Origin of the sequence: Streptomyces sp. CC224B (assembly GCF_030010595.1) — a bacterium.
In the GTDB taxonomy this organism is placed as follows: domain Bacteria; phylum Actinomycetota; class Actinomycetes; order Streptomycetales; family Streptomycetaceae; genus Streptomyces; species Streptomyces longispororuber.
Genome location: NZ_JASCXL010000115.1, coordinates 1 through 23,633 on the forward strand (window position 1 = coordinate 1; position 23,633 = coordinate 23,633).

A 23,633-nucleotide genomic window follows, 5' to 3' on the forward strand; every position below is an offset into this window, starting at 1 on the left:
CTTTCAGCGCCGATGGTACTGCAGGGGGGACCCTGTGGGAGAGTAGGACGCCGCCGAACTATTGTTGAGAGAAAGCCCCCGTGCCAATGGCACGGGGGCTTTCTCGCGTTATGGAGGTTTTTTCGCCCCGGCATCGCGCCAGTCGGGGTAGGGCCGGAGCGGGGGCTCTTTTCAGAGGCGGCCCGCTGCCTTCAGAGAGAGGTAGGCATCGGCCAGTGCCGGGGCCAGGTTGTCGGGGGTAGCGTCCACGACGGTGACGCCGTGGCGGGTGAGCTGTTCCGCCGTGCGATGCCGTTCCGCTTGCGCCTGCGCGGCGGCCGCGGCGTCGTACACCGCGTCCGTGGTGCCGCGGGCCGCGGCCATCTGGGCGATGTGGGGGTCCGCGACCGACGCGACCAGAACCGTATGGCGCTGCGTGAGACGTGGAAGTACGGGGAGCAGGCCCTCTTCGACCGGAGCCGCTTCGAGGCTGGTGAGCAGGACGATCAGCGCGCCGCGGGGAGCCGTGCGCAGCGCCGTGGCGGTGAGGCCGCGGGCATCCGTCTCGACGAGCTCCGGCTCGAGCGTGGCCAAGGCGTTCACGAGGGACGGCAGGACGTCGCCGGCTGCCTTGCCCTGGACCAGGGCCCGTACATGACGGTCGTACGCGAGGAGGGCGACGCGGTCGCCGGCGCGGGACGCCAGGGCTGCCAGGAGGAGCGCGGCGTCCATCGAGGCGTCGAGCCGGGGAGCGTCGCCGACGCGGCCCGCGGAGGTGCGGCCCGAGTCCAGGACGATCAGGATGTGACGGTCGCGTTCCGGGCGCCAGGTGCGCACGGCCACCGAGGACTGGCGAGCGGTGGCGCGCCAGTCGATGGAGCGGGTGTCGTCCCCGGGCACGTACTCGCGCAAGCTGTCGAACTCCGTGCCTTGGCCGCGGAGCAGCACGCTGGTGCGGCCGTCGAGCTCCCGCAGGCGGGCCAGCTTGGACGGCAGGTGCCTGCGGCTGAGGAAGGGCGGCAGGACGCGTACCGACCAGGGGACGCGGTGGCCGCCCTGGCGGGTGAAGAGACCGAGCGGGCCGTAGGAGCGGATCGTGACGCGGTCCGCCTGATGGTCACCGCGACGCGTGGGGCGCAGGCGGGTGGTGAGACGGCGTCGCTCACCGGACGGGACGGTCAGGCGGTGCCGGGCAGCGGCGGTCTCTGTCCCGGGCTGCCAACTGCTGGGCGGCCAGGCGTCGCGGACGTCGGCACGCAAGGGGCGGTTGGTGGGGTTGGTGATGGTGAGCTGGATGTCCGCGGGTTCGCCGAGGCGCACGGAAGTGTCGCCGGAGCGGGTCAGTCCGAGGCGGCGTACGGGAGCGGCGAGGGCGTAGTCGCAGGCGCAGGCCAGGGCCAGGGGGCCGTTGACGGCGAGCAGGCCGGTCAGGCTGGGCTCCAGGATGCCCACGGGGAGGGAGCCCAGGGCCGCCAGCAGGGCGGCGCGGCCGGTCGGGGCCATCAGCGGGGCACCGGGACGTGGTTCAGGATCGCGGTGACGACGGAGTCAGCCGTCACGCCCTCCATCTCGGCCTCGGGGCGCAGTTGTACGCGGTGGCGGAGCGTGGGCAGGGCGAGGGCCTTCACGTCGTCCGGGATGACGTAGTCGCGGCCGGTCAGCCAGGCCCAGGCGCGGGCCGTGGACAGCAGCGCCGTGGCGCCGCGCGGGGAGACGCCGAGGGCGAGCGACGGGGACTCCCGGGTGGCGCGGCAGATGTCCACGACGTACGCCGTGATCTCGGGGGAGACGGCGGTCTTGGCGACGGCGGCGCGGGCCGCGTCGAGATCGGCGGCGGTCGCGACGGGGCGCACGCCGGCGGCGCGCAGGTCGCGCGGATTGAAGCCTTCCGCGTGGCGCCGCAGAACGGCGATCTCGTCGTCGCGGCCGGGCAGGGGGACCGTCAGTTTCAGCAGGAACCGGTCCAGTTGGGCCTCGGGCAGCGGGTAGGTGCCCTCGTACTCGACGGGGTTCTGGGTGGCGGCGACGAGGAACGGCTCGGGCAGGGGGCGCGGGGTGCCGTCGACGGTGACCTGGCGCTCCTCCATCGCTTCGAGCAGGGACGACTGGGTCTTGGGCGGCGTGCGGTTGATCTCGTCGGCGAGCAGGAGGTTGGTGAAGACCGGGCCCGGCTGGAAGGAGAACTCCGTGGTCCGGGCGTCGTAGACGAGGGAGCCCGTGACGTCGCTGGGCATCAGGTCGGGGGTGAACTGGACGCGCTTGGTGTCGAGTTCGAGGGACGCGGCGAGCGCGCGCACGAGGAGGGTCTTCGCGACGCCGGGGACGCCTTCGAGCAGGACGTGGCCGCGGCAGAGCAGGGCCACGACGAGGCCGGTGACGGCGGGGTCCTGGCCGACCACGGCCTTGGAGATCTCGGTGCGCAGGGACTCCAGGGAGGAGCGGGCGCGGTCGGAGCTCCCGGCGTTGTCAGTGGTCGGGTCCATCATGAAGTACGTACCTCACTTTCGAGGGCGTCGAGTTGGTCGGCGAGGGCGATGAGCGCCGTGTCGTCGCCGGGCGGCGGGCCGAAGAGGAGGGGGTGCAGGTCCTGGCCAGGCGTGCGGAGACGGCTGGTCAGGGCGGGCAGGAGCGCTTCGGGCGTATGGGCCCGGGCGGTGGGGACGCCGACGAGGGGGGCGAGACGGGTGCGGGTGGCGGAGCGCAGGGCGGTCGCGGCGCGGTCACGGGCGCCAGCCTTGCGGTAGAGGCGGGCGCGGCCTTCGGCGGCTTCGGAGGCGCGGATCGCGACGGGGAGCTTTTCGGGGACCAGGGGCCCGAGGCGGCGGCCGCGCCAGAAGGCGGCGAGCACGGCGGCGAGGGTGAGCTGCAGGGTGCCCCAGAGCCAGCCGGAGGGGATCAGGTCGAAGAAGCCCTTGTCGGCGCTGTCGTCGACGGCGTCGTCGGAGAGCGAGGGGAGGTACCAGACCAAGTGAGGGCGGGAACCGAGCAGTTGCAGGGCGAGCGAGGCGTTGCCGTGCTCGTCGAGACGGTCGTTGTGGAGGATGTCGGGGGCGCCCAGGAGGACGGTGTCGCCGCGCGTGCCCCCGCGCGCGTCGGCGGCCGGGAGGCGCAGCAGGCTGGGCAGGCCGTCGCTGACGTAGCAGGAGTCGGCGTCGGGGGCGAGCGTCTCGTAGCGGATGCCGCCGACGTCGGCGGAGCCGGCGCGGCGGGCGGCGGGCAGCGAGCAGCGCGGAGAGAGCGTGGAGTCGAGGCTGCGGGCGGCGGCCGCGGAGACCCCGGGCGCGAGGGCCGGGACCGAGGAGCCGTCCGGGGCGACCAGGACGGTGCGGCCGCCGGAGTCCTGGGTGGCGTCGCGGAGGCGGGACCGCTGGCGGTCGGTGAGGACGTCGGGATCGGCCACCAGGAGCGTGGTGTCCGGGCCCGCGGCGGACCGGGCCTCCTCGGTGGTGGTGACCACGCGCGTGGTCACGCCCCGGTCCTCGAGGAGCTGGGCGACGGCCCGGCTGCCGTAGGGGTCGGCGGAGCGCGGGTCCAGGCGCCCGTGCTGGGCGCCGGAGCGGACGGCGGCGATGGCGACGGCCGCGACGAGGAGTACGACGAGCGCGAGGGCGAGGCCCCGGGTGCGGGTCCAGAGTTGGCGGGGGCCGACGGAGAGGGAGGTTCCGGTGGGTGGGGTGCCTTCGCGAGCGTCGGCCGGTGTGGGGGACGGCTGCGGCGGGGCCTCTTCGCGGGCGGCCGAGGCGCCCTCGCGGGCGTGCGCGGTGTCCTTGCGAGGGGTCGAGGTGTCGTCGCCGGTGCCCGGCGCGTCCGCGGGGCTTGTCGGGCCCGTCATCCGGCGGCTCCCGGGGGGCGGGTGGCGGCCGTTCCGGCGGCGCTGAGCAGGGGCTTGGCGCGGTCCAGGATCCGGTCGAGGTCGGTGAGGCGGTGGTACGCGGCCGGGTCGGCGCCGCGGCCGCCGTACGTGACGTCGTCGAACTCCCGGGCCGCGGAGCGCAGCCCGTCCGCGTGCGCGGGCAGCACCCGGCCCGCCTCGGCGGCGGCCTCGTCCGCCGTGCGGCCCGGGCGGGGGTCGAGGAGCGCGCGCTCCTCAAGGGAGCGCACGATCGCGCGCATGCGCTCCTGGACGGCCTGGTTCCAGTGGCCTTGGGCGGCGTGTGCCTCGGCGGCCGCGCGGTGTTCGGCGGCGCTGCGCGGGCGGTCGTCGAAGAGCGTCGCCGAGGGGGTGCCGGTGCGGCGCGGAGTGCCCAGGCGCCACCACAGGGCCGCGATGACGGCGGCCACGACGACGACGATGACCAGCAGGCCGAGCCCGCCGCCCGGGGCGGCCCCGGCGGCGGCGCCGAACAAGTCGTCGGCCCACTCCCAGAAGCGGTTCAGGGCGCGCTGGAGGAGGCTCGGGTCGTTCTCGTGGTACGTCGGCTTGGACAGCTCGCGCTCGGCCGCCTCCCGCGCGGGGCCGCGCGGGATCGTCAGCGGGGGTTCGTCGCCGGTGCGGGGCAGGGCCCGGGCCGCGCTGAAGGCGGCGCGGGGCGTCAGGGACGGTGGCGTGCCGAAGTCCGCCGGTGCGGTGCCGAGGCCCGCCGATGCCGTACCGGGGCCGTGGCCCGGCCGCGGTGCCGTCCCGAAGCCGTGGTCCGGCGGCGGCAGGACGGCAGCGCCGAGCCGGTGGAGAACTGTCCCCGCCCAGATCACCGCATCAGCTCCCGGAGGTGCTTCCGGGCGCGTCGGAGGTGCCGTGGCCCGGGACGCCGGCCGCGCGGGCGAGCTCCAGGTCCAGGGCCTCGCGGCGGATCCGCTGGTCGATGTAGAGCAGCACGGTGACGCCCGCGGTGATCGGGAAGGTGAGCATGGAGCCGATCACCTGGCCGACGCCGCTGACGATCAGGAAGGTCCAGCCGACGTCACCCGTGCCGCTGTCCAGGAGGCTGGAGACGCTGTCGCCGCTGAGCGCGCCCGCGACGACGGTGAACGGGATGACGATGATCGACGCGATGACGTTCGCGATGACCGCGGCGAGCAGCTGGATGCCGAACACCCGCCACCAGGAGCGCTGCACCAGCTTCGCGGACCGGCTCATCGACTTCTTCACGCCCTGCTTCTCCAGCATCAGCGCCGGGGAGGAGAGCGAGAGGCGGACCATCAGCCAGATGGAGACGACACCCGCCGCGAGTCCGCCGAGCACCGCGAGGCTCACACCGGCGTCCGTGGCTCCGGCGGCGGCGATCAGGATGCCGGGCAGGGTGCCGACCGCGACGATGCCCACGGCGATGAGCGGCAGCAGCAGCGTCAGGCCGAGCAGCTTGGCCAGCAGCGGCCGGGAGTCCTGCCACGCCTCCGCCGTGGTGACCGACCTGCCGAGCACGGCGCGGCTGGTGACCATCGTCAGCAGGGCGGTCGCCACGATCGTGCCGAGCAGGGTGATGACGAGGACCACGCCCGAGCTCAGGAGCGTGTCCCCGAGGGCACGGGTCACCTCGCCGACCGTCGCGCTCGGGTCGTTGAGGGCCTCCGTGTCGGCCGCGTCGTTGAGGACGAGCCCCTGGAGGAGGACGACGAGCAACTCGGTGACGACGGCGACGGTCAGCGAGATGCCGAGTACCGTGCGCCAGTGCGTACGCATCGTGGAGACCGCGCCGTCCAGGATCTCGCCGACGGCGAGCGGGCGGAGCGGGATGACGCCGGGCTTGGCGGCGGGCGGCGGGCCCTGCCAGGCACCCCAGCCGCTGTAGGGGCCCCCGGGTCCGCCCGGGGCTCCGGGGCCTCCGGAGCCGCCCGGGCCGCCGGAGCGGCCGCCACCCCAGCCCTGGCCGGGCGGCGCGGGCGGCGGCGGGCTCTGGCCGGGGCCGGGAGCGCCGGGCGCGGACCACTGGGCGGGCGGCGGCTGCTCCTTGGACCACTTCGAGGAAGGACCGCCCGGCCGGTCCTCGGGCGCGGGGGTTCCCTCCTCGCCGGGGCCGGGTCCGTCGGAGGGGGCAGATCCGGGCGAGGCCCAGCCCGGAGTGTCGTTCATCGTCGCTCCTTCACAGTGCCCGCTCGCGGACGCGGGGGCAGGTTGGCTGCCATCGTGCCACGGTGCGGTGGCCCGGGGACCAGGCGCGGGGGCATGGAGGCCGTGCGCTGTCCGGGCTGGACACCTTCTATTGTCCGACGGGTACCGGGCAGACTGGGCGGATGGCTGATCAGTACGCGCAATCCGGCGAGGACGTACGGCCGACACCGCCCACCGGCACCACCCCACCGCCTACCGGCGCCACCCCGTCGCCCAGCGGCACCACCCCACCGCCCACGGGCGCCGCTGCACCGCCCCCGAGGGAACCCGGCGTTCCCGAGGGCGCTCCCGCCACTTCCGCACCCGCGGCACCTCCAGCATCGTCGGCGTCTCCGGCATCACCAGGGTCTCCGGCATCACCAGCCTCCCCAGCACGCCCGGCGACGACAGCGTCTCCGGCACCATCGACACCCTCAGGCGGTCCGGTGGCCTCACCCACTCCTGCGAGCCCCAGTGGGCCCGCGGAACGCACAAGTCCCGCTGTCCCCACGAGTCGCGCGATCCGCTGGGACGAGCCGCCCGAAGGCCCCGTGCTCGTCCTGCTCGACCAGACCAGGCTGCCCGGCGAGGAGACCGAGCTGGTGTGCACGGACGCGCCCGCCCTGGTGCAGGCGATCCGGACGCTCGCCGTGCGCGGGGCGCCGCTGCTCGGCATCGCCGGGGCGTACGGCGTCGCGCTGGCCGCCGCGCGCGGCTTCGACGTGGATGAGGCCGCCGACGCCCTGGCGAACGCGCGGCCCACCGCCGTCAACCTCGGGTACGGCGTGCGCCGGGCCCACACGGCGTACCGCGATGCGGTGACGGCGGGGGCCGACGCGACGGACGCGGCCCGCGTCGCCCTGGCCGCCGCGCGGGCGCTGCACCAGGAGGACGCCGAGGCCAGCAGGCGGATGGCGGCGCACGGCCTGGCGCTGCTCGACGAGCTGCTGCCCGGCGGCGGGCACCGTATCCTCACGCACTGCAACACCGGGGCCCTGGTCTCCGGAGGCGAGGGCACGGCCTTCGCGGTGGCGCTCGCCGCGCACCGCGTGGGGCGGCTGCGCCGGCTCTGGGTCGACGAGACGCGGCCGCTGCTCCAGGGCGCCCGGCTCACGGCGTACGAGGCGGCGCGCAACGGCATGCCGTACACCTTGCTCACGGACAACGCGGCAGGGTCGCTGTTCGCGGGCGGCGAGGTCGACGCGGTGCTGATCGGCGCCGACCGGATCGCGGCCGACGGTTCGGTGGCCAACAAGGTGGGGAGCTATCCGCTCGCGGTGCTCGCGCGCTATCACCACGTGCCGTTCATCGTGGTGGCGCCGGTGACGACCGTGGACCCGAAGACCCCGGACGGCGCCTCCATCGAGGTCGAGCAGCGGAGTGGTCACGAGGTGACGGAGGTCACGGTTCCGTTCGTACCGGTGACGGGAGTGGAGGCGGGAGGCGGGATTCCGGTGGCGCCCCTGGGGACGCAGGCCTACAACCCCGCCTTCGACGTGACGCCTCCGGAGCTGGTGACGGCGATCGTGACGGAGAAGGGCGTGGTGTCGCCCGTGACGAGGGAGGGCCTTGCCGAGCTGTGTGCCAGGTCACGCCAGGTAACGATTAGCTAATGGGATGATGTCAGGCATGAAGGGACGAGTCCTTGTCGTCGACGACGACACCGCACTGGCCGAGATGCTCGGGATTGTGCTGCGTGGTGAGGGTTTCGAGCCGTCGTTCGTTGCCGACGGCGACAAGGCGCTGGCCGCTTTTCGGGAGGCAAAGCCTGATCTTGTACTGCTCGACCTGATGCTGCCGGGGCGGGACGGCATCGAGGTGTGCCGCCTGATCCGGGCGGAGTCCGGCGTGCCGATCGTCATGCTCACGGCGAAGAGTGACACCGTGGACGTGGTGGTGGGTCTCGAGTCGGGGGCTGACGACTACATCGTCAAGCCGTTCAAGCCGAAGGAGCTGGTGGCGCGCATCCGTGCGCGGCTGCGCAGGTCCGAGGAGCCCGCCCCGGAGCAGCTCGCCATCGGCGACCTGGTCATCGACGTGGCGGGGCACTCCGTGAAGCGGGACGGCCAGTCCATCGCGCTGACGCCGCTGGAGTTCGACCTGCTGGTCGCGCTCGCCCGCAAGCCCTGGCAGGTGTTCACCCGCGAGGTGCTGCTGGAGCAGGTGTGGGGCTACCGCCACGCGGCGGACACCCGCCTGGTCAACGTGCACGTGCAGCGCCTGCGCTCCAAGGTCGAGCGGGACCCGGAGCGTCCCGAGATCGTGGTGACCGTCCGTGGCGTCGGTTACAAGGCCGGACCGAGCTGACATGTCGCGGGACAGTTCCGCTCCGGCGCCCGGCGACTCGGGAGCACGGCCGGGGCGGGCTGTGCGGCCGCCGCGGCGGGGACCCCGGTTCGGGGCCCTGGTCGACGGCGGCCGGATGCTGCAGGGGGGCGTGCAGGGCAGCCCCTTCCTGCGGCTCTTCACGCGCTGGGTGCGGCGCCCGCTGCTGCCCGTCATGCGGCTGTGGCGGCGCAACATCCAGCTCCGGGTCGTCGTCACGACGCTGCTGATGTCGCTCGGCGTGGTGCTGCTGCTCGGCTTCGTCGTCATGAGCTCGGTCAGCAACGGCCTGCTCAAGGCGAAGGTCAACGCCTCGCAGAGCCAGGCCGACGGCGGCTTCCGCGTCGCCCAGGAGAAGGCCAACTCCGCGCGTCAGGTCTCCCCCCAGGGCGACGGCACGGACGGGCCCACCGCGCAGAACGCCGCCGTGTGGATGTCGGAGCTGGCCGAACAGCTCGCCAGCGGCGGGCAGAACGCGTTCTACGTCGTGACGCTCAGCGCCAACACGGGCGACGTCGGCAGTGTCCGCGGACCCCGGGCCTCGGGTGGGGTGGACCCGATCCAGAGCGTGCCCGAAGAGGTGCGCGAGAAGGTCGGCGAGGGCACGCTGGCCTACCAGAGCAACACACGGATCAAGTTCATCGACCACCGCGCGTCGCAGGCCGGCCTGGTCATCGGCAAGCAGCTCAGCGACCTCAACGGCGACTCGTACCAGCTCTACTACCTCTTCCCGCTCACGCAGGAGGAGGAGTCGATGAGCCTGGTGCGCGGCACGCTCGCGACGGCGGGGCTGTTCGTGGTGGTGCTCCTCGGGGCCATCGCCTGGCTGGTCGTGCGGCAGGTCGTCACGCCCGTACGGATGGCGGCCGGGATCGCCGAGCGGCTGTCCGCCGGACGCCTGCAGGAGCGGATGAAGGTCACCGGTGAGGACGACATCGCGCGCCTCGGCGAGGCCTTCAACAAGATGGCGCAGAACCTCCAGCTCAAGATCCAGCAGTTGGAGGAGCTGTCGCGGATGCAGCGGCGGTTCGTGTCGGACGTGTCGCACGAGCTGCGTACGCCGCTGACGACCGTACGGATGGCGGCCGACGTCATCCACGAGGCGCGCGAGGACTTCGACCCGGTGACGGCGCGCTCCGCGGAGCTGCTCGCCGACCAGCTCGACCGCTTCGAGTCGCTGCTCAGCGACCTCCTGGAGATCAGCCGCTTCGACGCGGGCGCGGCCGCCCTGGAGGCCGAGCCGATAGACCTGCGCGAGGTCGTCCGCCGGGTCGTGGGCGGCGCCGAGCCGCTCGCCGAGCGCAAGGGCACCCGCGTACGGGTCGTCGGCGACCAGCAACCGGTCGTCGCGGAGGCCGACGCGCGGCGCGTCGAGCGCGTACTCCGCAACCTCGTCGTCAACGCCGTGGAGCACGGCGAGGGCAAGGACGTCGTGGTCAAGCTCGCGGCGGCGGGCGGCGCGGTCGCCGTCGCCGTGCGGGACTACGGGGTGGGGCTGAAGCCCGGTGAGGCCACGCGCGTGTTCAGCCGCTTCTGGCGGGCCGACCCGGCACGCGCGCGTACCACCGGCGGTACGGGCCTCGGCCTGTCCATCGCCCTGGAGGACGCGCGGCTGCACGGCGGCTGGCTGCAGGCCTGGGGCGAGCCGGGCGGCGGCTCGCAGTTCCGCCTGACGCTGCCGCGCACGGCGGACGAGGTGCTGCGGGGTTCGCCGATACCGCTCGAGCCGGACGACTCGCGGCGCCACCGCGGCCTGGACGCGGCGGGCCTGCCGCGCGGGGGCGGCGGCAAGCGGGCCACCGTGCCCCACCAGCCCCCGGAGCGAGTGCCTCCGCCCGTGCCCGCGAAGGCGCCGATCGCGCCCCGCCACGCGCACGCGGCCGTGGACGTGGACCCGGCGGCACTGCCGGGCAACGGCGCGCGGGTGGTGCCCCGCCAGTCCTCGGTGCCCGGCGACGAGCACACGGGGAGTACGAACGGCGGCACGAACAGCAGCACGAACGGGAGCCCGGCGCGTCCGGCGCCGCCGACACCGGGCCGGGGCGGGCCGCACGGCCGGGGCGAGCAGCACGCGGAGGGCGTACGGAAGGACGTACGGCGCGCGGACGGCGCGCGGCAGGACGTACCGCGCGCGGACGCCGCGCGTCGCGGGGAGCAGGACGAGAAGCCGGGAGCGGGCAGTGGCGACGGGCCGGGTGCCGGTGCGGAAGAGGGGGCCTCGCGTGGGCGCTGAAGGGATCGGGCGCGGGCGCCCGCTGCGGGCGGGCCTGGTGCTCGCCACGTGCGCGACGCTGCTCGCCGGCTGCGCCTCCATGCCTGACGAGGGCAACCTGAAGAAGGTCGATGCCTCGCAGCGGCCGGACTCGCAGTCCCAGGTGCGCGTGTACGCGATGCCGCCGGCCGAGAACGCCCGGGCCGTGGACATCGTCCAGGGCTTCCTGGAGGCGCTGACCAGCGACGACCCGGACTTCGCGATCGCCCGCAAGTACCTCACCAAGGAAGCGTCCGCCACCTGGGAACCGGAGCACTCCACCACGGTGCTCGCGGACGGCCCGAACACGGTCGCGGACAATCTGGGCAACGACAGCGGGGGCGGCCGGACGTACTCGCTGACCGGGCGCCAGGTCGCGACGGTCAACAAGCAGCACGCGTACGTGCCCGACGAGCGGGCGTACGCGGAGACCGTGCACCTCTCGCAGCAGAACGGGCCCAACGGCCGGGTGTGGCGCATCGACCGGCTGCCCAAGGGGGTCGTGCTCGGCGAGTCAGACTTCGAGCGCAACTACGAGGCGGTCAACAAGTACTACTTCGCCGTCCCCGGGGCGGGCGGCCGCGACAGCGGGCCCAAGGCGCTCGTCGCGGACCCCATCTACGTGCGCCAGCGCATCGATCCGCTGACGGAGACCGTGAAGTCGCTCATCGACGGGCCCACGCACTGGCTGGGGCCGGTGGTCACCTCGCGGTTCAACTCCAGGACGGCGCTCGCCCCGGACGCCAAGTCGTTGACGCCGGACGACAAGAACAAGCTGGTCGTGCCGCTGGCCGAGCGGGTGGGCCAGGTCGACCAGCAGCGGTGCACCGAGATGGCGGCGCAACTCCTGTTCACCCTCCAGGACCTGGCGTCCTCCGGGGTGGAACAGGTCGAGCTCCAGCGGGAGAACGGCTCGCAGCTCTGCGTGCTCGGCAAGGACCGGGCCGAGACGGTCGCGTCGCCCCGCAGCGCGAACCGCCCGTCGTACCAGTACTACGTCGACGACAAGCGGCGGCTGGTACGGATGCCGGGCAACGCCGGGAGCAACGCCAAGCCCGAGCCGGTGTCCGGGCCGTTCGGCCATCCCGAGCAGGCGCTGCGGGCGGTGGCGGTGTCGCGCAACGAGGTGCGCGCGGCCGGGGTGTCGGACGACGGGCGCAGGCTGTACACGGCGTCCCTGGTCGGCGGCACGCTCGGCGGCCCGGAGGTGCGTTCGCGGGCCAAGACGCCGGAACAGGGCCTGTCCACGCCCAGTTGGGACGGCCGGGGCGACCTGTGGGTGGCCGACCGCGACCCGAGGGACCGGCGGCTGCTCTGGCTCGGCCAGGGCAAGGGCGAGCCGGTACGGGTACGGGTGTCGGGCCTGGACGGCCACATCGAGGCGATCCGGGTGTCGGCCGACGGCGTGCGCATCGCGCTCCTGGTGAAGAAGGGCGGCAAGACGTCGCTGCGCATCGGCCGCGTCGAGCGCACGGCGGGCAAGGACGAGCGGCCGGAGATCTCCGTCGTCGAACCGCGCGAGGCGGCTCCCCAGATGGAGGAGGTCACCGCCATGTCCTGGGCGGGGCCCAGCCGCCTCGTGGTGGTGGGGCGCGAGTCCGGGGGCGTGCAGCAGATGCGGTACGTGCAGTGCGACGGTTCGGCACGCGCCGGGGCGACGCTGCCCGGTCTGACCGGGGTGAAGGAGATCGCCGCGTCCGAGGACGAGACGCAGCCGCTGCTCGCGCACTCGGACGACGGCATCGTGCGGCTGCCGTCGGGAGGCCAGTGGCAGACGGTCGGCAAGGACGGGGCCGGGCCGGTCTATCCCGGGTGACGGGGGCCGCGGGTCTTTCGTAGGCCGCGTGCGTGCGGCGGGTCTGCTGAGGCTCTCCGTTCGGCGCGGGGTCGTACCGTCGCGCGCTCGCGCTCTCGCCTGGCCTTCAACCGTGTCTGCCCTGGTCAAGCTGGTGGAGGCGAGTTATCCACAGGGCGTTGTCCACAGGGGTGGCAGCGAGGTGCGGGCGTTGGCACAGTGGTGGTCATGCGGGGGTGGTGGCAGGACCTCACGGATCTGGTGCTGCCGACGGAGTGCGGAGGTTGCGCGAGGCCTCGGGTGGCGCTGTGCGCCCGGTGCCGGTCCGCTCTGTGCGGGGCCGCGCCGCGCAGGGTGCGGCCGACGCCGGAGCCACGGGGGCTGCCGGTCGTGCACGCGGCGGCGGCGTACGAGGACACGGTGCGAGCGGTCCTGCTCGCGCACAAGGAGAGGGGGGCACTGGCGCTCGTCGGACCGCTCGGCGAGGCGCTGGCAGGGGCTGTAAGGGCGTCGGTGACGGGCGGAACCACGGATGCGGCCGAGGGGGCCGGCGGAGCCGTGGGCGGGCCACAGGGGGCCGCCGACGGCCTGGGAGGGGCCTTGTACGGGCCACCTGGGACGGGGGACGGGAGACATGGGACGACGACAGCCGGGCTGCGGGGAGAGGTGCCCGGCTCGCCAGCCACGCGGTATAGGGCACATAGCGCCCCAGGCGGGCCGTGTGGCGCTCCAGGGGAGCCGCGTGGCGCGCCGGGCGGGTGGCGCGGAGAGGCGTACGGGCCGCCAGGAGAGGCGTGCGGGCCACCGGGCTGCGCTGCGGACGGTCCGGCAAGGCCGCTAGGCATCGGGGACGGGACAGCAGGCCCGCGGAGCGCGCCGCGCGGCCCCGTAGGCGCGGGCCTCGTCCTGCTGGTGCCGGTGCCGTCCGCGGGGCGGGCGGTGCGGGCCCGGGGGCACGACCCGGTGCGGCGGATCGCGTACGCCGCCGCGGGCGAGCTGCGGCGCCAGGGGATGCGGGTGCGGGTGCTCACCGCGCTGCGGCAGCGGCGCGCGGTCGCCGACCAGGCGGGCCTCAACTCCCGCGAGCGCCAGGCGAACCTGGCGGGTGCGCTGGAGCTCGCCGCGGGCGCGGAGCGGCTGCTGCGGGACGCGGAGCGCGTCGTGGTCGTCGACGACGTCATGACGACGGGTGCCTCTCTCGCCGAGGCGGCCCGGGCACTGAGGAGCGTAGACGGCGCATATGGGGAAGGAGATGATCGAGCGTCCCGCGCAGGGAACCGGGCGGGGAACGGAGGCCGGGCACGGTTCGAGGTGCAGAACCAGATACGGAACCAGCCAAACCGCGGCACGGAGAACGACGCCGCGGGCCTGACCGCGAATGCGCGGTTGACCGGTGCAAAGGCGCGTGGAAAGACGGTGAGCGCGGCGGTCGTCGCCGCTTCGCCGGAATCCTTCGACATAAACCGGAACTGACGGAGAACTTTCATCGTTGCAGGTAGTGAGAGGGATAAAGCATCCGAATGGAGGTACGTGCGGGTAGAGGGTGACGACATCCGTCCGGGCGAGATATGTTCGGTTGTGAGGAGTGGCGGACAACGCCCCTCGCACAACGGAATGCTGGTCCACGCCGGTCCGGGACCGGTCCGCGTCGGTCGACGTCGGTGCGCATCGAACCACGTCGGTCACCGGCGGTCCGTGCCGGTCCGTATCGGTCCGAGTCGGTTGAGGTTTTCCGCAATCACCCGGGCCGGTGGGGTGGAGATCTCGTCCACGGGGGAGGAGGAGGTGGAAGTCACCGAGTCCGAGGCTCCGGGAATTCCTGGGGCCTGGTGCAAGAGGGAGAAGCTCCGCCGAAGTCGCGGAGCGATCCGGGAACGGAGTTCTGCGTGGACATCGTCGTCAAGGGCCGCAAGACCGAGGTGCCCGAGCGGTTCCGCAAGCACGTGGCCGAGAAGCTGAAGCTGGACAAGATCCAGAAGCTCGACGGCAAGGTGATCAGCCTCGACGTCGAGGTGTCCAAGGAAACCAACCCGCGTCAGGCCGACCGTTCCGACCGTGTGGAGATCACCGTCCGTACGCGCGGACCCGTGATCCGGGCGGAGGCCTCGGCGTCGGATCCGTACGCGGCGCTCGACCTGGCCACCGCCAAGCTGGAGGCCCGGCTGCGCAAGCAGCACGACAAGCGGCACAACCGGCGCGGCGCGGGCCGGCTCTCCGCCGCCGAGGTCGCCAACACCGTGCCGGACGCGGCGCATCTCAACGGGGACGGCAGCCTGGTCGCGGGCGGCGAGGAAGCCGAAGGCGTACCGACCAAGAAGATCGGCTCGCTGGAGATCCAGGGCGAAGGCCCCCTCGTGGTCCGCGAGAAGACGCACGTGGCGGCCCCCATGTCGCTGGACCAGGCGCTCTACGAGATGGAGCTGGTCGGCCACGACTTCTATCTGTTCGTCGACTCCGAGACCAAGGAGCCCAGCGTCGTCTACCGGCGCCACGCCTACGACTACGGCGTCATCCACCTCAACACGGACCCCATGGTCACCCAGGCGCAGTCGGCCGGCGGAGGCGGCAGCATCGGCGGCTGACAGCCCTGGCGGAGCACGGAGGACGGTGTGCCCCTGGAGCGCGTGTGTGCTCCCAGGGGCACCCCTGTGCGACCACTGGGTGCACGACCCGGGCTCCGGGCGTGGAATCATGGGCGCGACGGCCCAACCCGGTTGACTCTGCCTAGGGTTGGAGCAGCCAAGGCAAGCCACTGGCCCTGGCCTTCAGGGGGAGGAACGATGGCGGACAGCTTCGGACCGATGCGGAACGACGATGCCGGTGACGGCATCGGCATCGGCACGGACGCGGGCGCCCCGCGCAAGGAGCCCATCCGGGTCCTCGTCGTGGACGACCACGCGCTCTTCCGCCGCGGCCTGGAGATCGTCCTCGCCGCCGAGGAGGACATCCAGGTGGTCGGGGAGGCCGGGGACGGCGCCGAGGCGGTGGACAAGGCCGCCGACCTGCTGCCGGACATCGTCCTCATGGACGTGCGCATGCCCAAGCGCGGGGGCATCGAGGCGTGCACGTCCATCAAGGAGGTGGCCCCCAGCGCGAAGATCATCATGCTGACGATCAGCGACGAGGAGGCCGACCTCTACGACGCGATCAAGGCGGGCGCCACGGGCTACCTCCTGAAGGAGATCTCCACGGACGAGGTCGCCACGGCGATCCGCGCGGTGGCCGACGGGCAGTCGCAGATCAGCCCGTCGATGGCGTCGAAGCTGCTCACGGAGTTCAAGTCCATGATCCAGCGCACGGACGAGCGGCGCCTCGTGCCCGCGCCCCGGCTCACCGACCGGGAGCTGGAGGTCCTCAAGCTGGTGGCCACCGGCATGAACAACCGGGACATCGCCAAGGAGTTGTTCATCTCCGAGAACACCGTGAAGAACCACGTGCGCAACATCCTGGAGAAGCTGCAACTGCACTCCAGGATGGAGGCCGTCGTCTACGCGATGCGGGAGAAGATCCTCGAGATCCGGTGAGGCGCGCAGGGGCGCGGTCCGGCGCGTCCGGCGCCGTCCGCCCGGAGGCGCCGGTCAGGTGAGGGCGCGGACCAGGTCGGCCGTCAGTTCGGGGCGGTCCATGACGCGCTCCACGCGGACGGCGTCGCAGCCCACCCACTGAGCCGCCTCCAGCAGCGCCTGGGCGACCGCCGGCACCGCCTTGGGGCCCTCCAGCGACACCTGCTTGGCCACCAGCGTGCTGCCCTCGCGGGCCGGGTCCACGCGGCCGACGAGACGGCCGCCCGCGAGGACCGGCATCGCGAAGTAGCCGTGGATGCGCTTCTGCTTGGGGACGTACGCCTCCAGGCGGTGGGTGAAGCCGAAGAGCCGCTCCGTGCGGGCCCGCTCCCAGATCAGGGAGTCGAAGGGCGACAGGAGCGTGGTGCGGTGGCGGCCGCGCGGGGGTGCCGCCAGGGCCTCGGGGTCCGCCCAGGCGGGCTTGTCCCAGCCCTCGACCGTCACCGGCACCAGGCCCGAGTCCGCGACCACCGCGTCGAACTGCTCGCCCTTGAGGCGGTGGTAGTCCGCGATGTCCGCGCGGGTGCCGACGCCGAGGGCCCGGCCGGCCAGGTGGACCAGGCGGCGCAGGCACTCCCTGTCGTCCAGGTCGTCGTGGAGCAGGGCGTCGGGGACGGCGCGCTCGGCGAGGTCGTACACCCGCTTCCAGGAGCGGCGCTCCACGCACACCACCTCCCCGTACATCAGCGCGCGCTCCACGGCGATCTTCGAGTCGGACCAGTCCCACCACTCGCCCTTGTTCTTCGCGCCGCCCAACTCCGTGGCCGTCAGCGGGCCTTCGTCGCGGAGCTGCTTGATCACCCGGTCGTACGCGCCGTCCGGGAGGTCGTGGTGCCAGTGCGGGCGGGCGCGGTAGGCGCGGCGGCGGAAGGCGAAGTGCGGCCACTCCTCGATCGGGAGGATGCAGGCGGCGTGCGACCAGTACTCGAAGGCGTGCGTGTCCGTCCAGTACGCCTGCTCGACCGCCTTGCGGCCCACCGCGCCCAGGCGCGCGTACGGGATCAGCTCGTGGGAGCGGGCCAGGACCGAGATGGTGTCGAGCTGGACCGCGCCCAGGTGCCGCAGGACGCCGCGGACGCCCGCTCTGCGGTCCGGGGCGCCGAGGAATCCCTGGGCCCGCAGGGCCAGGCGGCGGGCCTCCGCGGCGGTGAGTTCGGCTTGGGGGCGGTGGGTGCGGGTCGGCTCGGTCATGAGCGGAACGATAGGGGGAGGGTCTGACAGCCGGGAGCGGTGGTGGGGTGCTGCCGGAAGAGGCACGGCGGGCCTGGGCCCGCCCTTCCCTTGCCGGAACCAGGCGCTGCCCCTCCCCGGGGGCCCCTCCGCCCCGCCGCGCGCGGCCTCAAGGGTCGGACGGGCTCGGTGCGACGGCGCCCGCCGGGAGGTACTGCTGCCGGGACGGGAGGCCGATGTCGGTGGGCAGGAGCGCGGCGACCCAGCAGTCGCGGAGGGTGTCCTTGTTCAGCAGGGCCGCGCGGAGCGTGCCCTCGAACGTGAAGCCCGCCTTCTCGGCCACCGCGCGGGAGCCCGTGTTGCCCACTTCGGCGCGCCACTCCAGGCGCGTGCAGCCGAGGCGGGTGAACGCCCAGTGGGCGAGGGCCCGGACGGCCTCCGTCACATAGCCGTTGCCCCGGTGCTCGGTGGCGGTCCAGAAGCCGATCTCCCAGCTCCCCGCGCGCGGGTGGTGCAGGCTGGTCGCGGCCAGGAGCGGGCCGCCCGCGCGGGGACGCACGGCGAAGGTGTACTCCGTGTCGAGGCGCCAGCCGTCGGGGACCATGCGGCCGGTGAAGCCCTCGGCGTCCACGCGCGCGTAGGGCGACGGGATGGTCGTCCAGCGCTGGATGTCGGGGTCCTGGCAGGCCGCGTACACCTCGTCCGTGTCGGCGGGCGTGAACGTGCGCAGCAGCAGGCGCGCGGTGGTGAGGGTGACGGGCTCCATCGGCAGATTCTGCGCGGGGCGCCCGCCGGGGCGCCAGCGGTTTGCGCGGGCCCGGCCCTGGCGCCCGCCACGCACCCACCGCCCGATGGCCGCACGCATCCCCGCCAGGCGCCAGGCGCCCGTCACGCGTCCACCGCCCGGTGGCCGCACGCGGCCACCACCCGGAGCCCGCCACGCCCCCACCGCCCGATGGCCGCACGCGGCCACCACCCGGAGCCCGCCACGCCCCCACCGCCCGATGGCCGCACCCACCCACCACCCGAAGCCCACCACGCGTCCACCCTTCGGCGCCCGCACGCACCCACCGCCCAGTGCCCCACCCGGCGTCCCGGTACCTCCGCACCCCCCGCCTTCCGGTGCCCGCGCATCCCCGCACCCCCGCCTCCCGGGACCCCGCACCCCCGCCTCGCGGGCGCCCCGCATCCCCGTTCGCGGCACCTTCCAGGCCGCCCGCGCGTTGACGTACTGGCAGACCTCCCGGCGTAGCGGGGTCCTCGCATACGATGGCCGTTGCCCGACGAGTACAACCGACCGTGCCAGGCCCGACCGGCAAGGAGACCAACCCCCGTGTCCGTCCTCTCAAAGATCATGCGTGCAGGCGAAGGCAAGATCCTGCGCAAGCTGCACCGCATCGCGGACCAGGTCAACTCCATCGAGGAGGACTTCACGGTCCTCTCCGACGCCGAGCTGCGCGCGCTGACAGCGGAGTACAAGGAGCGTTTCGCCGACGGCGAAACGCTGGACGACCTGTTGCCCGAGGCCTTCGCCACCGTGCGCGAGGCCGCCAAGCGCGTGCTCGGGCAGCGCCACTACGACGTGCAGCTCATGGGCGGCGCCGCCCTGCACCTCGGTTACGTCGCGGAGATGAAGACCGGTGAGGGCAAGACCCTGGTCGGCACACTGCCCGCGTATCTGAACGCGCTCTCGGGCAAGGGCGTGCACCTCATCACGGTCAACGACTACCTGGCCGAGCGCGACTCCGAGATGATGGGCCGCGTCCACAAGTTCCTCGGCCTGAACGTCGGCTGCATCCTGGCGAACATGCCGCCCGCGCAGCGCCGCGAGATGTACAACTGCGACATCACGTACGGCACGAACAACGAGTTCGGCTTCGACTACCTGCGCGACAACATGGCGTGGTCGAAGGACGAGCTGGTCCAGCGCGGCCACAACTTCGCGATCGTCGACGAGGTCGACTCCATCCTCGTCGACGAGGCCCGTACGCCGCTGATCATCTCCGGCCCCGCCGACCAGGCCACCAAGTGGTACGGCGACTTCGCCAAGCTGGTGACGCGCCTCACCAAGGGCAAGCCCGGCGAGCCCCTCAAGGGCATCGAGGAGACCGGCGACTACGAGGTCGACGAGAAGAAGCGCACCGTCGGCATCCACGAGTCCGGCGTCCAGAAGGTCGAGGACTGGCTGGGCATCGACAACCTCTACGAGTCGGTGAACACCCCGCTCGTCGGCTACCTGAACAACGCCATCAAGGCGAAGGAACTGTTCAAGAAGGACAAGGACTACGTCGTCATCGACGGCGAAGTCATGATCGTCGACGAGCACACCGGCCGTATCCTCGCCGGCCGCCGCTACAACGAGGGCATGCACCAGGCGATCGAGGCGAAGGAAGGGGTGGAGATCAAGGACGAGAACCAGACCCTCGCCACGATCACCCTCCAGAACTTCTTCCGCCTCTACGACAAGCTCTCCGGCATGACCGGTACGGCCATGACCGAGGCGGCCGAGTTCCACCAGATCTACAAGCTGGGCGTCGTGCCGATCCCGACGAACCGGCCGATGGTCCGCAAGGACCAGTCCGACCTGATCTACCGCACCGAGGTCGCCAAGTTCGCCGCCGTCGTCGACGACATCGAGGAGAAGCACAAGAAGGGCCAGCCGATCCTCGTCGGCACCACCTCGGTCGAGAAGTCCGAGTACCTCTCGCAGCAGCTCTCCAAGCGCGGCATCCAGCACGAGGTGCTGAACGCCAAGCAGCACGACCGGGAGGCGACGATCGTCGCCCAGGCCGGCCGCAAGGGCGCGGTGACCGTCGCCACGAACATGGCAGGCCGCGGTACGGACATCAAGCTCGGCGGCAACCCCGAGGACCTCGCCGAGGCGGAGCTGCGCCAGCGCGGCCTCGACCCCGAGGAGCACATCGAGGAGTGGGCCGCGGCCCTGCCCGCCGCCCTGGAGAAGGCCGAGCAGGCGGTCAAGGCCGAGTTCGAGGAGGTCAAGGCGCTCGGCGGGCTCTACGTCCTCGGCACCGAGCGGCACGAGTCGCGCCGTATCGACAACCAGCTCCGCGGCCGCTCCGGCCGTCAGGGCGACCCCGGCGAGTCCCGCTTCTACCTCTCGCTCGGCGACGACCTCATGCGGCTCTTCAAGGCCCAGATGGTCGAGCGCGTGATGGCCATGGCCAACGTGCCCGACGACGTGCCGATCGAGAACAAGATGGTCACCCGCGCCATCGCCTCCGCCCAGTCGCAGGTCGAGCAGCAGAACTTCGAGACGCGCAAGAACGTCCTCAAGTACGACGAGGTCCTGAACCGCCAGCGCGAGGTCATCTACGGCGAGCGCCGCCGCGTCCTGGAGGGCGAGGATCTGCACGACCAGATCAAGCACTTCATGGACGACACCATCGACGCCTACGTCGCCGCGGAGAGCGCCGAGGGCTTCGCGGAGGAGTGGGACCTCGACCGCCTCTGGAGCGCCTTCAAGCAGCTCTACCCGGTGAAGGTCACCATCGAGGAGCTGGAGGACGAGGTCGGCGACCGCGCCGGCCTGACCGCCGAGTTCATCTCCGAGGCCGTCAAGGAAGACATCCACCAGCAGTACGAGGCCCGTGAGGCGCAGCTCGGCTCCGAGATCATGCGCGAGCTGGAGCGCCGCGTGGTGCTCTCCGTCCTCGACCGCAAGTGGCGCGAGCACCTCTACGAGATGGACTACCTCCAGGAGGGCATCGGCCTGCGCGCCATGGCGCAGAAGGACCCGCTGGTGGAGTACCAGCGCGAGGGCTTCGACATGTTCAACGCCATGATGGACGGCATCAAGGAGGAGTCCGTCGGCTATCTGTTCAACCTGGAGGTCCAGGTCGAGCAGCAGGTCGAGGAGGTCCCGGTGGCCGACACCGCGCCGTCCCTGACGAAGGAGGGCGCCCAGGACGCGGTGCCCGCCGGCGCCGCGCGCCCGGAGATCCGCGCCAAGGGCCTGGAGGCCCCGCAGCGCCCCGACCGCCTGCACTTCCAGGCGCCGAACGCCGAGGGCGGCGTCGACGAGGGCGACTTCACCACCTCTACCCCGTCCACGGCCGGGGCGCCCGCCGGTGACGGCATGACGCGCGCGGAGCGGCGCAAGGCCCAGAAGGGCGGCCGGCGCCGCAAGAAGTGACGCCGCAAGGCGCGTGACACCGCGCGGAGTACGAGCGCCTGCGCGTAAGCGTGTGAGCGTGAGCGCCTGCGCGTGAGCATGTGAGCGACGGAGAGGGCCGGGTGCCGGTGGCGCCCGGCCCTTTCGCGTGCCCGGGCCACCGGCACCGCCTCAGGCACGGTGGTGCGAGCCGCCGTCGACCTCGACAGCCGTGCAGCGCCAGCGCTCGTCCTCGCCCCGGTGCAGCCGGAAGGCCAGGGCGCGCAGGGCCGGGCCCGCGCCGACGCGGGCGAAGACCTCGTAGACGCCGGGGCGCACCTCGTAGTGGCCGACGCGGCGGACGGCGGGCCGGCGGCCGCCGACGGAGCGCAGCGGGAGCAGTTCGGCGAGGCGCACCAGGTCGTCGTAGGCGGTGTGGGCGATGTGGCGGGCCACGGCGTGGACGGGGCGCTGCCCGCTGAGCACCAGTAACAGCAGCTCCGTGAAGAGCTCGGCCGGGTGCGGGGGCGGCTGCGCGGGCAGGCGGTGCGTCCGGGCGCCGGGCCGCCGCGGATCGGGACGGCCGGGCGGGCGGCCCGCAGGGGGCCGGGACGCGGTCGGGCGGGTGGACGCGGGACGGCGCGGGCGGGTCATGACCTTCGGCATGGCGGGCTTGGGCATGCCGGGCTTCGGCAGGGCGGTCCTCGGCAGGGCGGTATTCGGCAGGGGTGTACCGGGCTGGGGCATGGCGCGGCCTCCGTTCGCGGGCGTGGACGGGAGCGACCCCGGGATACCGGGGGGTAACTTCGCTGGGGATCTTGTACGGCGGCGGGGACGGCCCTGGCAACGCCGTCCGGGGCGGGCCGGGGGCGGCCGACGGGTTCCCTCATCAGGGGGACGGGGGCAGGGCGCCGCCCGGTGCCCGCGGGGGCGGAGGGGGTGACGGGCCGGACGGTGGTGGACGCCGTCCCGGGGGCGGGCGGCACCTCGAAGGGGGACGCGCGCACGTATCCTGAAGGCCCCTGCCGAGAGCGTTGGCGACTACGAAAGCGGCCGAGCATGCGCGTGTACGTCCCCCTGACACTGCCCCGTCTCGCGCAGGCGCACGAGGCGGGCGAGCTGGGTCCCGGGCCGCTGACCGCGTACGCCGTGACGCCCGCGCTGCGCGAGTGGTACGTGTCCGACGACATCGAGGAACTGGAGTACGCGGCCCTGAACCGGGCGGCGCTCGCCTCGCTGCGGCTGCTCGCGGGCGAGCCCGGCGCGGCCCGGCGCCGCGTCGTCCTCGCGGCGGACGTGCCGGACGGCGCCGCCGTGGCCGACCCCGACCGGGGCCTGGACGCGGGCGCGCTCGGCGAGGTGCGGATCGCCGGGGCGCTGCCGCTGGCCAAGGCGGCGGCCGTGCACGTGGACTCCGGGGACGCGGAGCGGGACGTGGCGGCGGCGGTCGACGCGCTGGGCGCGGCAGACCATGGGGACGACGACGCGCAGTTCGTCGTGGACGGGGCCGAGGACCACGAGCTGCTCTGGTACGCGACGCAGGAGATCCCGAACCTGGTGGGGGACGGACCGGCCTGAGCCGGGGTGCCGCCCCGGCGCCGGGGCGGTGCGGCCGGTGGGGGCGGCGTTGTCGGTGGGGCCCGGTACCGTCGTGGGATGGGGAAGCTGCATCACGGGGCGTACGGGGCCCACATCGTCTGGGACTGGAACGGCACACTTCTGCACGACATCGACGCGGTGATCGAGGCGACGAACGCCTCGTTCCTGGAGCTGGGCCTGGAGCCGATCACGCTGGAGCGGTACCGCGAGCTGTACTGCGTGCCGGTGCCGCGGTTCTACGAGCGGCTGATGGGGCGGCTGCCCACCGAGGCCGAGTGGCTGGTGATGGACGCCGTCTTCCACAGGCACTACGGGGCGCGCGTGGACGCGTGCGCGCTCGCCGAGGGGGCGGCGGAGCTGCTCGCCTCGCGGCAGGCGGCGGGCCTTACGCAGTCGCTGCTCTCGCTGGCGCCGCACGAGCAGTTGGTGCCGTTGGTGCGGCGGCACGGGATCGCCGAGCGGTTCACGCGGATCGACGGGCGGACGGACGGGTCGCACACGGGGAAGGCCGAGCGGATGGTGCGGCACCTCGCGGAGCTGCCGGGGGTGGACCCGGCGCGGATCGTCGTGATCGGGGACGCGGTGGACGACGCGGTGGCGGCGGCGCACGTGGGGGCGCGGGCGGTGCTGTACACCGGGGGGTCGCACTGCCGGGCCAGCCTGGAGGCCGCCGGGGTTCCCGTCGTCGACACCCTCACCGAAGCGGTGGCTGCCGCCGAGGGACTGGTGGCGTAACCGGGCCAGGTCTTGCGGGCCCGGGCCCGACGCGCGGAGCCGAGGCCTTGGGTGAGCTTTCGCGCAACGGTTGCGCG

The 23,633-nt window shown here is 73.3% G+C and carries 18 protein-coding genes and 1 pseudogene; 11 read left to right on the forward strand and 8 right to left on the reverse strand.

The genetic code is table 11. The features are described 5' to 3' along the window. Positions 1 to 171 precede the first annotated feature (171 nt). From QK440_RS33115 to QK440_RS33135, 5 genes are all read right to left on the reverse strand, one after another. Entirely contained in the window at positions 172 to 1,482 is a 1,311-nt protein-coding gene (locus tag QK440_RS33115) for a DUF58 domain-containing protein (RefSeq protein WP_282796949.1), read from the reverse strand. After that, entirely contained in the window at positions 1,482 to 2,465 is a 984-nt protein-coding gene (locus QK440_RS33120; RefSeq protein WP_282796950.1) for a MoxR family ATPase, read from the reverse strand. Before QK440_RS33120 ends, QK440_RS33115 begins: the two co-directional genes overlap by 1 nt. After that, positions 2,462 to 3,811 carry a DUF4350 domain-containing protein gene (locus QK440_RS33125; RefSeq protein WP_282796951.1) on the reverse strand — a complete coding sequence of 450 codons (1,350 nt, stop codon included), beginning with the start codon at positions 3,809 to 3,811 and terminating at the stop codon, positions 2,462 to 2,464. Before QK440_RS33125 ends, QK440_RS33120 begins: the two co-directional genes overlap by 4 nt. After that, positions 3,808 to 4,515, reverse strand: a complete 708-nt coding sequence (locus tag QK440_RS33130; RefSeq protein WP_282796963.1) for a DUF4129 domain-containing protein — start codon at positions 4,513 to 4,515, stop codon at positions 3,808 to 3,810. The genes QK440_RS33125 and QK440_RS33130 overlap by 4 nt, the downstream gene beginning before the upstream one ends. A 160-nt stretch (positions 4,516 to 4,675) precedes the next feature. Continuing rightward, on the reverse strand, positions 4,676 to 5,989 hold the full coding sequence (locus QK440_RS33135; protein WP_282796952.1) for a hypothetical protein: 1,314 nt from the start codon (positions 5,987 to 5,989) through the stop codon (positions 4,676 to 4,678). A 539-nt stretch (positions 5,990 to 6,528) separates the two neighbouring features. Here QK440_RS33135 and mtnA point away from each other — a divergent pair. The 8 genes and pseudogenes from mtnA (at position 6,529) to QK440_RS33175 (ending at position 15,902) form a co-directional block, all read left to right on the forward strand. Further along, positions 6,529 to 7,620 (forward strand): S-methyl-5-thioribose-1-phosphate isomerase, encoded by a 1,092-nt coding sequence (gene mtnA / locus QK440_RS33140; protein WP_282796964.1) that lies wholly within the window; start codon positions 6,529 to 6,531, stop codon positions 7,618 to 7,620. A 4-nt stretch (positions 7,621 to 7,624) separates the two neighbouring features. Next, the gene (gene mtrA / locus QK440_RS33145; protein WP_189176211.1) at positions 7,625 to 8,314 is read left to right on the forward strand and encodes a two-component system response regulator MtrA; all 690 of its coding nucleotides are present in this window, start codon (positions 7,625 to 7,627) and stop codon (positions 8,312 to 8,314) included. Between the two features lies 1 nt (position 8,315). Continuing rightward, a complete protein-coding gene (mtrB, locus tag QK440_RS33150) occupies positions 8,316 to 10,565 on the forward strand; it encodes an MtrAB system histidine kinase MtrB (protein ID WP_282796953.1) in 2,250 nt (749 codons plus the stop codon). A gap of 79 nt (positions 10,566 to 10,644) precedes the next feature. Beyond that, positions 10,645 to 12,399, forward strand: coding sequence for an LpqB family beta-propeller domain-containing protein (locus QK440_RS33155; protein WP_282796965.1), 1,755 nt, complete (start codon positions 10,645 to 10,647; stop codon positions 12,397 to 12,399). 207 nt (positions 12,400 to 12,606) lie between these two features. After that, positions 12,607 to 12,888: pseudogene (locus QK440_RS33160) on the forward strand (ComF family protein); the annotation flags it as partial. Positions 12,889 to 13,290: 402 nt separating this feature from the next. Next, positions 13,291 to 13,851, forward strand: a complete 561-nt coding sequence (locus tag QK440_RS33165; protein WP_349239337.1) for a hypothetical protein — start codon at positions 13,291 to 13,293, stop codon at positions 13,849 to 13,851. 356 nt (positions 13,852 to 14,207) lie between these two features. Next, a complete protein-coding gene (gene raiA / locus QK440_RS33170; RefSeq protein WP_282796954.1) occupies positions 14,208 to 14,960 on the forward strand; it encodes a ribosome-associated translation inhibitor RaiA in 753 nt (250 codons plus the stop codon). Between the two features lie 198 nt (positions 14,961 to 15,158). Beyond that, positions 15,159 to 15,902: a response regulator transcription factor gene (locus QK440_RS33175; RefSeq protein WP_190137871.1), complete on the forward strand. Its 744-nt coding sequence runs from the start codon at positions 15,159 to 15,161 to the stop codon at positions 15,900 to 15,902. A 54-nt stretch (positions 15,903 to 15,956) separates the two neighbouring features. Here QK440_RS33175 and QK440_RS33180 read toward each other — a convergent pair whose 3' ends face one another. Together QK440_RS33180 and QK440_RS33185 are read right to left on the reverse strand one after the other, a co-directional pair. Continuing rightward, positions 15,957 to 17,132 carry a crosslink repair DNA glycosylase YcaQ family protein gene (locus QK440_RS33180; RefSeq protein WP_282796955.1) on the reverse strand — a complete coding sequence of 392 codons (1,176 nt, stop codon included), beginning with the start codon at positions 17,130 to 17,132 and terminating at the stop codon, positions 15,957 to 15,959. A 148-nt stretch (positions 17,133 to 17,280) separates the two neighbouring features. Next, positions 17,281 to 17,877 carry a GNAT family N-acetyltransferase gene (locus QK440_RS33185; RefSeq protein ID WP_282796956.1) on the reverse strand — a complete coding sequence of 199 codons (597 nt, stop codon included), beginning with the start codon at positions 17,875 to 17,877 and terminating at the stop codon, positions 17,281 to 17,283. A 567-nt stretch (positions 17,878 to 18,444) separates the two neighbouring features. On the opposite strand from QK440_RS33185, the gene secA reads away from it, so the two are divergent. Further along, positions 18,445 to 21,264, forward strand: coding sequence for a preprotein translocase subunit SecA (secA, locus tag QK440_RS33190; protein WP_282796957.1), 2,820 nt, complete (start codon positions 18,445 to 18,447; stop codon positions 21,262 to 21,264). A gap of 150 nt (positions 21,265 to 21,414) precedes the next feature. Here the strand turns inward: secA and QK440_RS33195 are convergent, their stop codons facing one another. Further along, positions 21,415 to 21,969: an Rv3235 family protein gene (locus QK440_RS33195; protein ID WP_282796958.1), complete on the reverse strand. Its 555-nt coding sequence runs from the start codon at positions 21,967 to 21,969 to the stop codon at positions 21,415 to 21,417. A gap of 312 nt (positions 21,970 to 22,281) precedes the next feature. Between QK440_RS33195 and QK440_RS33200 the strand changes: the two genes are divergently transcribed. Next, positions 22,282 to 22,800, forward strand: coding sequence for a hypothetical protein (locus QK440_RS33200; protein ID WP_282796959.1), 519 nt, complete (start codon positions 22,282 to 22,284; stop codon positions 22,798 to 22,800). 78 nt (positions 22,801 to 22,878) lie between these two features. Continuing rightward, entirely contained in the window at positions 22,879 to 23,556 is a 678-nt protein-coding gene (locus tag QK440_RS33205; protein WP_282796960.1) for an HAD family hydrolase, read from the forward strand. Positions 23,557 to 23,633 lie beyond the last annotated feature (77 nt).